Here is a 9,769-nt window from a genome sequence, read left to right as displayed (position 1 = left end):
CCACGGTTTGACGCCACGAATCGCAGATTTGAAAGTGAACAGGAAAGTCAATGAAATCAACGATCTACCAACACCACCTCCGCGCCAGTGCTAGCTTTTCGTACCGTCACTTATTGCACTGAAAACGAGGAGACCCCGGTCGGGCGTCCACTCGCCGAACGCCACCTCGACCACCATCGAAGGCCTTACCCAGCGTTCGCTGCCCGCCCGGCGCTTGGACCAGCGCCCCGGCTTGACCTCTTCTGCGCTCACAGGCGCCGCTTTGACTTCGAGCTTGGTCAGCTTGGTGTGCAGTTCTCGACCGCCCGCGGAATCCCAGCCCGTGCCCACGGAGCCGGCATGTCGGAGTTCTCCGTTCTCGTAGTAGCCCAGCAGTAGACTGCCCACTTCCTTGGCCGCATTGGTGCGGTCCGTGAAGCCCAACACAACGAACTCCTGCCGGTGTTGGCACTTGAGCTTCACCCAGGTCTCGGTGCGGCCCGAGACATATGGCGCATCGGCGCGCTTGGCCATCACCCCCTCCAGGCCCATCTGGCAGGCCGCGCCCAGGAGCTGGCTGGGCGCCACCTCGAACGCCTGGCTGAAGCGAACGACCTCGCTCTCCCGTTCTTGAAACAACTGCTTCAGGACATTCCTTCGGGATGCCAGCGGCACCGAACGCAGGTCCATGCCACCGAGGAAGGGGACATCGAAGACGAAGAGCACGATCTCCGCAGTGCGCGCGTTGTCGATGGCGTTCTGCAGGCGGTTGAAGTCTGGGATACCAGCGTCATTGAGCACCACGATCTCGCCGTCCAGCCAGGCGCTGGTCAGGCCCAGTTGCGCAAGTCCATCGGCGATGGGTTGCAGCTTCTCCGTCCAGTCGTTGCCGTTGCGTGTGAAGATGCGCACATCGTCGCCATCGATGCGGCCGAGTACCCGGTAGCCATCGAACTTGGTCTCGATGACCCAGTCACCCTCGGGAACGGCAGAGACCAGGATGGCCAGTTGCGGCTCCAGCTTGGCAGGCAACTTGCCTTTCTTGGCCGCGGCCAGGTCGTTGGCGCCGGTGTTGCTGCGCGGCACTACCGGCGACGCTGTCCTGGGCTCCCGTTCCTCGATCAGGCCAAGAGGCTTTTTGACGACGCTGTCGGGCAACGCGGTGATGACGTTGTACTCCGCAATCGGCCGCGCCCAGGCGTCGCCGCGCTTCTTGAACAGCATCCACTGGTCCTGCTTCTTCTCTCCCCGCTTGGAGATGCGCACCAACTCCCACAGGCCCGCGAGCTTCTGGCCATGCAGATGGAACATGATCTTGCCTTTGATCAAGCCATCGCGAGGCGCGCCCACCGGCTCCCACGTGCCCTGATCCCAGATGATGACTGTGCCGGCACCGTATTCGCCCTTGGGGATCGAACCCTCGAAGGTGTTGTAGTCGATGGGATGGTCCTCGACATGGATGGCCACGGATTTCACCTTGGGGTCGTAGGACGGTCCCTTCGGCACGGCCCAGCTCACCATCACGCCATCGAGTTCCAGGCGGAAGTCGTAGTGCAAGCGGGACGCCCAATGTTTCTGGATGACGAACTGCAGCGGGGCGGGCGCAGCACCGCTTCGTTTGCGCTTCACCGAAACCACGCCGGCGGGCTCCGCGGTCTTGCCGAAGTTGCGCTTGGCGTTGTACGTGGACAGAGGCTCAGGAGCGATCTCCGGTGCGGGTTGGGCGCCGGGCTTTTTCGTGAGTGCCGTAGAGACCGTGGCGGCGGGCGCCTTGGACTTCATGGGTGTCTTCCTCTTGAGCGTGAGTTCCGCCCTTACAGGGGCATGGTCGCTGGCGCCTTCTCGCCCCCGCTCTTCGCGGTCCACGCCTGCATCTGTTACCTTGAATGAGGTGTTCACCAGTATGTGGTCAATGCGCAGACCCGCGTTCCGCTCCCAGCGCTTGCGGCGGTAGTCCCAGAACGTGAATGGCACTTCCTTCGCCTTGCGATGGACCTGGGCGATGGCATCGGTCCAGCCATGTTCCAGGATGGACGCAAAGGCTGCGCGAGGCTCCGGCTGCAGCAGCGCGTTGTCGCGCCAGGTGTCGGGCTTGTAGATGTCCGCATCCGTCGGGACGACGTTCCAGTCCCCCATCAGCACTACCGGGTAGCCGGAATTCCAGAGTTTCTGCGTGCGCAGCCGCAGCCGCTCGAACCAGCGCAGCTTGTAGTCGAACTTGGGCCCGGGCTGCGGATTGCCATTGGGAAGGTACAGGCACGCGAAGAGCACGCCGTCGATGGCGGCCTCCACGTAGCGCGCTTGCGTGTCGGCGGGATCGCCAGGCAGCGCGGTCACAACCGGAAGAGGCTCGGTCCCGCGGCACAACAGTGCCACGCCGTTCCATGTGCGCTGACCGACCACCACTGCATGGTAGCCGGCAGCCTGCAGTGCTTGCGCGGGAAAGTCAGCGGTCGGGGCCTTGAGTTCCTGCAACGCGACCACATCGGGCTGGGTGCGCTGCAGCCAATCGACAAGCAGGTCAAGCCGCTTGTTGACGTTGTTGATGTTCCAGGTCACGACGCGCACAGCGCCACCCATTCACATCAGCGCTTGCCGCCCTTCAGATGTTCTTCCACTGCCTTGGCGTCATTGCCAACGGCCTGTATTGCCGCCTTGAGCTGTTCGGCGGTGACACCGAATTTGGCCGCCCAGTCGCGCACCTCGTAGTCCTCGCTGAGGCTGATTCGAGAGCGGTCCTGCCCGCCAGTCTTGGTCTTGTCGTCTGCCATGGTGGTCTCCAGGTTTGTTGTGCAGTTTGGATCGATTGCCCCCATGCGCCAAAGGCGCACAGGCGATTTCGCATTCGCTTCTGGGTCTATTTGGCAGCGCCCATCTTGCCTTGAAGCACGGCCAGCAAATGCTGCTTGGCCTCAGCCAGCTGAGCCTTGTCGGTATCGTGGACCTTCTTGAAGAACGCAGCGCATTCTTGCGAGCCGGCAGCTTCAGCATCCTTGATGTACTGGTCGTAGGCCATCAATGCCTGGGCCTTGTTTTGGATCAAAGTGATCCAGTCGTAGGCGAGGTCGCTGAGAGGATGGGGATCATTGGCTTTCTCTTGCATGGGTGTCTCCTGGGGTTGAAGGGCAGTGAGGCATCGGTGATGCCTCGTAGATGTTTCTCAGCGTCCATCCTTGTCGGAGTCACCGGGGATTGCCCGTTCCACCGCGTTGCTCACCCGGTGCCAGGCATCTCGGGTGGCGTGCTTCGCCTTCTCCCATTCCAGCGACGAACGACCTCGCGCGCCGCCCCATTCCCTGCCAAGTTCTGGCTCGATGTCCTCGAACGCACGATTGGGGTACTTGGAATAGGAGTCCACGCCATACCGATAGGCAGGTTGGTACTCGTCGTAGGTCGAGCCGGTGGCATAGGGCCGCGAGTCAAAGTTCTCGCGCCAGTAGGTGTCTTCGACTGCGGGATCCGCCGTCTTGCTGCCCATCACTGCACCGGCCACGGCGCCGACGACAGCGCCAACAGCAGCGCCGGCCGGCCCCGTCAGGCCTCCTGCCAGAGCACCTGCGGCGGCGCCTCCGGCAATCCCTCCTGCTACGCCTCCGACGACGGCGCCAGCGCCGGGGCTGTTCTCGGGATCAAGTGGACTGGTGCGAAGCTCGCTCATGATGGTCTCCTTGGAGGTCAGCCGCAGACCGAACGATTAAGGCCTGCAGCGGGGTGGTTGCAGAATCACTCAAATTACGATCTGCGATGAAAGGAAGGTCTAGGCCGACATGCCGGTTTGCTCGCAGGGATCTCCTACAGGTGTCGCCCCAATGCGCCCATTCCTACTTGAGCCCGCGGCGTGCCGACACATGACGAATGGGGTGCTGCGCACCATGAATGCATTCGCTTGCCACCGTGGTTAGCACCTAACCAGGAAATGCCATGTCCCAGCAACCCAGACATAATGCCGCCGAAGGCTCTGGCAACAACCAGGCCGAGGAAGTGGCGCCAAGCGCCTTGAATAAGGCGGATCGTGGCGTCATCGATCTGCCGCCCACCACGTCGGAGCAATTGAACTTCGAGGACGAAAGTGAGGACCACCCGCGCGGTAACACCAGCCGCACTGGAGGAACCTGGGACACCCCCGATCACAACACCGGAGACCAAGGCGAGCTCGGCAAGGCCCCAGGTGCGGGCTTGTCGGACAGGAATGGGCCTAGCGACCCAGATGCCAAGGGTAAGTCGCCGCTGGGCTGACACGCTACGCAGAGCAGCAATATGCGTCTAGGTGTGAGGATTCAATAGGTTGTATCCGGTGTTCATCCGGATTGGGTTTGAGAGACTGGAAGTCGCCAAACACCCAATCAACTCAGGACACCCAACCGAATGAACACCCATAAGCATGCCCGACTTACGTTTGCCCGTCGCCTGGAGATGGTCCAGCAGATGACACTGCAGGGCCTCAGCGCTGTGCAAGCCGCTGCTGTACAAGGCGTCACCCCGCCCACCGCCAGGAAGTGGCTTGGCCGCTATCTGGCAGGAGGTGAGGCTGCCCTGGCCGATGCATCCTCCAGGCCCGCCAGCTCACCCCGTGCCATCGACCCATCCAAGGCCTTGCTGATCCTGGAGTTGCGCAAGCGGCGCATGCTGCAGGCGCGCATTGCACGCAACGTGGGTGTTTCCCAGGCCACGGTGGCCCGCGTGCTGGCCAGGGCCGGCTTGTCCAAGCTGAGCGATCTGGTGCCTGCTGAGCCTGTGGTGCGCTACGAACACGAGGCGCCCGGCGATCTTCTGCACATCGACACCAAGAAGCTCGGTGTCATCGTCAGGCCAAGTCACCGGGTCACCGGCAATCGCAAGGATTCGGTCGATGGAGCGGGTTGGGAGACGATGTTCGTTGCCATTGATGACCATGCCCGCATTGCCTTCACCGCAATGCACCCCGATGAGAAGAAGGGCCAGGCAGTGCAGTTCCTGCGCAATGCGGTGGCCTACTACGCGAGGCTGGGCATCACCATCAAGCGGCTGCTGACGGACAACGGATCCGCGTTTCGCTCACGCGAGTTTGCCGCTGCATGCACGGCTTTAGGCATCCGGCACAAGTTCACCCGGGCCTACCGGCCCCAGACCAATGGCAAGGCAGAGCGATTCATCCAATCGGCGCTGCGCGAATGGGCCTATGGCTGGAGCTACCAGAACTCAGCTGAGCGGACGGTGGCTTTGGCAAGTTGGCAGCATCACTACAACTGGCACCGGCCACACAGTGGCATTGGTGGCTTGGTGCCTATGGACAGACTCAATCCAACAGGAAACAACCTGTTGACTCTTCACATCTAGGCCGCTGAGTTACCATCCACCCTGGGTTGTGGGAACCGTGAGCTAGCTAGCCCCAGAAAGTGATGTCGGAAGAAATGGCATTGCCCCGACCATCGCCGCCAATACGGAAGTATGCGGGTTGGCTGAGTATTGCGAGCCAAGACTGGAAAAGGGCTGCAGGCAAAACAAGAGTGCCAACCGCCATTTGCTCGCTCAGCACAAACGAAGGCTCGGGAAGTTCATTCGCGAACGAGAAGCCGACCCACAGTGCGGTGAAATGTCGGCCCTGGCGGCCACCCGCAATCTCTATTACACCGGCGGCAGACACGACCTCAAGATAGTCCGATGTGAACTTGCCTTGACCGTCCAATCCAAGCACGCGCCGAGTCTTTACACGGACAGGGACGTAGCCGCTCCATTCTGGTCCCGTGTTCGTTGGTGTGAACTCCCCCAGTAATCGCCTGGGGGATCTCGTTTCATCTCCGCGAGGTCTCACTCTCAATGCTCCTTACGATCTGCTGCGGGTCTCCGCAGCCCATGGGGAGGGCTCGCAGCAAGTGCTGCCCGCCCATATCCTGTAATTCGTCGAACCACCGCAACGGCAGGCTTGCCCACTTCGGGCAGTTCCGCCTCGACCATGTCCGCCGCAGCGAGCACACGCAGTTTGTCCAGTTCGGCCTGGCCAGTTAATTCCAGCGGAAACGGCCCCACCGAAATTGCCCGAAGGAATTCCAATGGCATACACCTACCTCTATTGTTGGGACAATATCGACTGCATTTACTCCGTACGGCTCACCCGCGCAGCCTGGCCCTGGCCAGCGAATTTACCAGCCCCGCCCTCGTCAGTCGATCAGGTTCTGCTTGAGCGCGTAGTAAGTAAGATCGCTGTTCGATGCGAGGTTGAGTTTTTCCATCAGCCGCGTGCGATAGGTGCTCACAGTCTTGACGCTGAGCGAGAGCGCTTGTCCAATATCGCTCACAGTGGCCCCCCGTGCGAGCTTGAGAAAGACCTGCATTTCCCGATCCGACAGCTGCTCGTGCAGTGGCGCATCGCTTGGGCGGTGGAGTTGTTGCGCGAGCAGATCTGCGACGGCTGGCGTAAGGAAGCGTTTGCCGAGCGCGATGACACGGATTGCCTCCAAAATCTGCTTCGGGTCGCAATCCTTGTTCAGGTAGCCGCTAGCGCCTTGCCGAATGAGGTTGAGCGCATACTGCTCCTCGGGGTATCCCGACAGGATAAGGATGCCCATGTCCGGGGCTTTTGCGCGCAACATGCCCATGGCATCTAGGCCGCTCTGACCTGGCATGGACAAGTCCATCACGAGAACATCAATGTCGTGGGTGCGAATAAGGTCGATGGCCTCGCGGCCGTTGGAGGCCTCGCCCTCCACTCGAATGTCAACGTGGTCCGAAAGAAATTGGCGCAGACCTGACCGGACAATTTGATGGTCGTCAACGATTCCCACACGGATCATGAAGCTCTCTCTGGAAAGGTGATTTAAAAATTGGCGCGGCCCGCCGTCGGTGCTTGAGCGCGCGTCCAGCAGCTGGGGCGGCCTCATTTTCGGCAGGGCATCGTCGCGGCTTTGTCATCCTTCTTCCCGACTTCACGCTTGGCCGCCCGATCCGGAATCGTGCGCCGCGAGCGAATTCGCTTCCGTTGCTGCCACCGCGCCCACGCGCAGCTTAGTTCATCGCGAACGACCATTGCCATGTCGCACTGCAAGCGCTACAACTGCGATGCCCACAGCCACCACCAGAAGATCTTCCACCAGCCCGCTGCGCGTCTGTCCCACATGCCGCATCGCACGCTTTCGCGCGTCCAGCGTCAGATAGGCCAGCGGCACGGCGGTGGCGATTGCGGTTGCTGCACCTGCGGGTTCGCGGCCGCGCGGAGCCAATGCGGCGCCGGCAATGCCGGCGCTGGCCACCCGCGCCAACAGGCCGAGGAACACCGTTCTGTCAGGCGCGGTCTTCATCTTGTCCCCCGCCAGCTCCCCGGCGCCCATTGCAAGGGCGCCGAATTTAAATAGTGGCCGATCGAGCAGCGCCAGACTGCCGGGTGTGGAGCGGCCCAGCAGCCTGGCGGCCGACAAGGTTGCCATAGGTGTCATGGAGCGGGCGCTGGCCACTGCGCCAATGAGTGCGGACCAGAGCAATGCGGGAGTTTTCATGAACGTGCTTCCTTGATGTGTCAGTCAGGCCATACCGCAAGGCCGCGGGGGCAAGCGCCGAAGCCGGAACCCGCGATTGCCGGCGGACATTCACGCAGCTGCAGCATTGCCGGCCAGCGCACTGGCTACGCGGCCTTGCGCTGGGGGGCGGATTTCCTGGCTGCAGTTTTGGTGGCAGCTTTTTTGGCGGGTGCTTTTTTTGCTGCACCCGTTTTCGCGGGAGCTTTGAACGTTGCCTTGTTGCCGCCCTTCAGGCTGCGCTTGAGAAGCGCGGTCAAGTCGATGACCTCCGCGCCAGACTGAGGTGCTTGCTCCTCCGGCTCCAGCACAGTCTTGCCTTCGCCCGCTTTGGCCTTCTTCTCGACCAGCTTCATGACCTGGATGCGAAACTCGTCCTTGAAATCTTCGGGCTTCCATGGGCCCGACATTTCCTTGACCAGTTGCGTGGCCATCTTGAGTTCGGCCGCGCTCACGTTCTTCTTGCCCGCGGGGGGCAGGTCCAGCGCATCGAGCGTTTTGACCTCGTCGCCCCAACGCAGCAGGTTCAGTATCAGGGCCGGGCCCGAGGGCACCAGGGCGGCCAGGTGCTGCTTGGTGGCAATTACCACTTTGGCGAGTCCGATCTTGCCAGTGGCGACAAGCGTCTCGCGCAGTAGCGAGTAGACCTTGTCGCTCTTGTTCACGGGCGCGACAAAGTACGGCCGCTCCAGGAAGATGAAAGGCATCTCGTTGGCATCGATGAAGCGTTCGATCTCGATGGTCTGGGTGGTCTTGGGAAACACCGCCTCGACTTCGTCCGGGCTGATGATGACGTACTTGCCATCCTCATACTCCACGCCTTTGACGATGTTGTCCTTGTCGATCTCCTTGCCGGTGCGCTTGTTTACGCGCTTGTAGCCCACAGGATCCATGGTGCGTTTGTCCAGCCAGTCGAAGTCCACGCCCTCGGTCGTGGCGGCTGTGTGCAGGCCCACGGGAATATGGACCAGGCCAAATGTAATCGCGCCCTTCCAGAGAGTGCGGCTTCCCGTTGCCATGTCGTGTCCTTCTTGTTCGGATAGAAGCCAAAAGTCTGAGTTCAAGAATACATTAGCGGTGTAGGCCGGCGCTTACGTCAACAGTAGGTCAACACACTAGTGAGAGCGTGCAAGTAGGTTCTACGCTTCACCAATGAAAACCGAACTTCGCCATCTTGCCGTGCATGTCGTCGAGCCGAGAGTGGGTGATTTCCGATGGGTCTTGATCGAGCTTACGCAGGATCACACATGGAGTGAGATCGAAATAGGGAAGGTGCGTGTTGCCACCTACAAGCAGGCGATGGCCGATGGACTCGTCGCCTTGGAGGCGATGGTGCGCGACTTGGACCATGGGCCACGATCCGATGCGGCGCAGGAGGGGCTTTCAAGGCTGGCGCGTCGTGAGAAATCGGAAGTCCGTGGGAATAATCCAGCAGCACGCGACGATGGCCTAGGCCACGTGACGAGGCGTTCCGCATTTGGATTTGGACTCGCGAACTGAGAAGGCTGTGCGGCGAGGTAGGAAAAGCAACGTTGAAGCAAAGAGGCCGTATGAACGAACAGGCACACGTACTTGACAAGGATGGCACAGACGCCTTGGGCTCGATGCCGACCACCACCAGCCCGTCCTATGCCGACCGATCGGCATTGCAGACCGGTTTTGATCATTTCGCGTCCAAGGTGACGCGTTGGGCAGGATCGCCCGGCATCTTCTGTGGCGCCCTTGCTGTAGTGTTGATCTGGGCATTGGCGGGGCCCATTTTTCACTTCTCTGAGAACTGGCAACTGGTGATCAACACGGGCACCACGATCGTGACCTTCCTGATGGTCTTTCTCATCCAGCAAAGCCAGAACAAGGACAGCGTCGCGATCCACCTAAAGCTGAACGAGCTGCTTGCGGCGAACCGCGAGGCCAGTAATCGCATGATTGGTATCGAAGAGCTGGACGAACAGGATTTGCGGGATGTGGCCAACTTCTACGTGCGCTTGGCAGGGCGAGCCAAGGCGATGGGCGGGCAGAAGGAAGCCCATTCCATCGACGAGGAGGGAATGCCGGTGACTCGGATGGAGGCGCAGCGACATCGCAGCCAATAGGCGCGAGCTTCGGGACGACCAGCCGTCCTTGGCCACCGGCTTTGCACAGCAGCGGCTCGCACCGAGATGTGGACGGAAAGCAAAAGTGAGACGTCACTTGTGGAGGGCCGCGCAGAGCTACGAGATCTTTGCGCGGGGACGTCTTCATTGCAGTTTGGTGACCCTTTGAGCGCTTGCTCCACATCACTTTCGGCAGGCGATTCCCGAAAC

13 protein-coding genes are annotated in these 9,769 nt (G+C 61.0%); 4 read left to right on the top strand and 9 right to left on the bottom strand.

Annotation, left to right across the window (positions count from 1 at the left end; translation table 11 throughout):
- Positions 1–90: 90 nt before the first annotated feature.
- The 4 genes from ligD to ACK59X_RS02635 all read right to left on the bottom strand — a co-directional run bounded on the left by ligD (position 91) and on the right by ACK59X_RS02635 (position 3,637).
- Complete coding sequence (gene ligD / locus ACK59X_RS02650; protein WP_409954931.1) at positions 91–2,547, bottom strand: non-homologous end-joining DNA ligase; 2,457 nt, start codon at positions 2,545–2,547, stop codon at positions 91–93.
- 17 nt (positions 2,548–2,564) lie between these two features.
- On the bottom strand, positions 2,565–2,750 hold the full coding sequence (locus tag ACK59X_RS02645) for a DUF3606 domain-containing protein (protein WP_409954928.1): 186 nt from the start codon (positions 2,748–2,750) through the stop codon (positions 2,565–2,567).
- Positions 2,751–2,836: 86 nt separating this feature from the next.
- A complete protein-coding gene (locus tag ACK59X_RS02640) occupies positions 2,837–3,082 on the bottom strand; it encodes a hypothetical protein (protein ID WP_409954927.1) in 246 nt (81 codons plus the stop codon).
- A gap of 57 nt (positions 3,083–3,139) precedes the next feature.
- The gene (locus ACK59X_RS02635) at positions 3,140–3,637 is read right to left on the bottom strand and encodes a hypothetical protein (protein WP_409954925.1); all 498 of its coding nucleotides are present in this window, start codon (positions 3,635–3,637) and stop codon (positions 3,140–3,142) included.
- A 263-nt stretch (positions 3,638–3,900) separates the two neighbouring features.
- Between ACK59X_RS02635 and ACK59X_RS02630 the strand changes: the two genes are divergently transcribed.
- Both ACK59X_RS02630 and ACK59X_RS02625 read left to right on the top strand, forming a co-directional pair.
- Complete coding sequence (locus tag ACK59X_RS02630) at positions 3,901–4,215, top strand: hypothetical protein (RefSeq protein WP_409954923.1); 315 nt, start codon at positions 3,901–3,903, stop codon at positions 4,213–4,215.
- A 129-nt stretch (positions 4,216–4,344) separates the two neighbouring features.
- Positions 4,345–5,295, top strand: coding sequence for an IS481 family transposase (locus ACK59X_RS02625; protein ID WP_409954921.1), 951 nt, complete (start codon positions 4,345–4,347; stop codon positions 5,293–5,295).
- A gap of 46 nt (positions 5,296–5,341) precedes the next feature.
- On the opposite strand, the gene ACK59X_RS02620 is transcribed toward ACK59X_RS02625, so the two are convergent.
- From ACK59X_RS02620 to ACK59X_RS02600, 5 genes are all read right to left on the bottom strand, one after another.
- The gene (locus ACK59X_RS02620; protein WP_409954919.1) at positions 5,342–5,653 is read right to left on the bottom strand and encodes a hypothetical protein; all 312 of its coding nucleotides are present in this window, start codon (positions 5,651–5,653) and stop codon (positions 5,342–5,344) included.
- A gap of 119 nt (positions 5,654–5,772) precedes the next feature.
- Positions 5,773–6,015: a hypothetical protein gene (locus tag ACK59X_RS02615; RefSeq protein ID WP_409954917.1), complete on the bottom strand. Its 243-nt coding sequence runs from the start codon at positions 6,013–6,015 to the stop codon at positions 5,773–5,775.
- Between the two features lie 101 nt (positions 6,016–6,116).
- Positions 6,117–6,749 (bottom strand): response regulator, encoded by a 633-nt coding sequence (locus ACK59X_RS02610; RefSeq protein WP_409954915.1) that lies wholly within the window; start codon positions 6,747–6,749, stop codon positions 6,117–6,119.
- 216 nt (positions 6,750–6,965) lie between these two features.
- The gene (locus tag ACK59X_RS02605; protein ID WP_409954913.1) at positions 6,966–7,448 is read right to left on the bottom strand and encodes a hypothetical protein; all 483 of its coding nucleotides are present in this window, start codon (positions 7,446–7,448) and stop codon (positions 6,966–6,968) included.
- A 125-nt stretch (positions 7,449–7,573) separates the two neighbouring features.
- On the bottom strand, positions 7,574–8,485 hold the full coding sequence (locus ACK59X_RS02600; RefSeq protein WP_409954912.1) for a Ku protein: 912 nt from the start codon (positions 8,483–8,485) through the stop codon (positions 7,574–7,576).
- A gap of 133 nt (positions 8,486–8,618) precedes the next feature.
- Between ACK59X_RS02600 and ACK59X_RS02595 the strand changes: the two genes are divergently transcribed.
- Both ACK59X_RS02595 and ACK59X_RS02590 read left to right on the top strand, forming a co-directional pair.
- Positions 8,619–8,966, top strand: a complete 348-nt coding sequence (locus ACK59X_RS02595; protein WP_409954910.1) for a hypothetical protein — start codon at positions 8,619–8,621, stop codon at positions 8,964–8,966.
- A 50-nt stretch (positions 8,967–9,016) separates the two neighbouring features.
- Positions 9,017–9,559 carry a low affinity iron permease family protein gene (locus ACK59X_RS02590; protein WP_409954908.1) on the top strand — a complete coding sequence of 181 codons (543 nt, stop codon included), beginning with the start codon at positions 9,017–9,019 and terminating at the stop codon, positions 9,557–9,559.
- Positions 9,560–9,769 lie beyond the last annotated feature (210 nt).

Origin of the sequence: Acidovorax sp. (assembly GCF_046339755.1) — a bacterium.
Lineage (GTDB): Bacteria > Pseudomonadota > Gammaproteobacteria > Burkholderiales > Burkholderiaceae_C > Acidovorax.
Note: the sequence above shows the minus strand (reverse complement) of the source record. Positions and strands in the feature narration are given on the sequence as shown.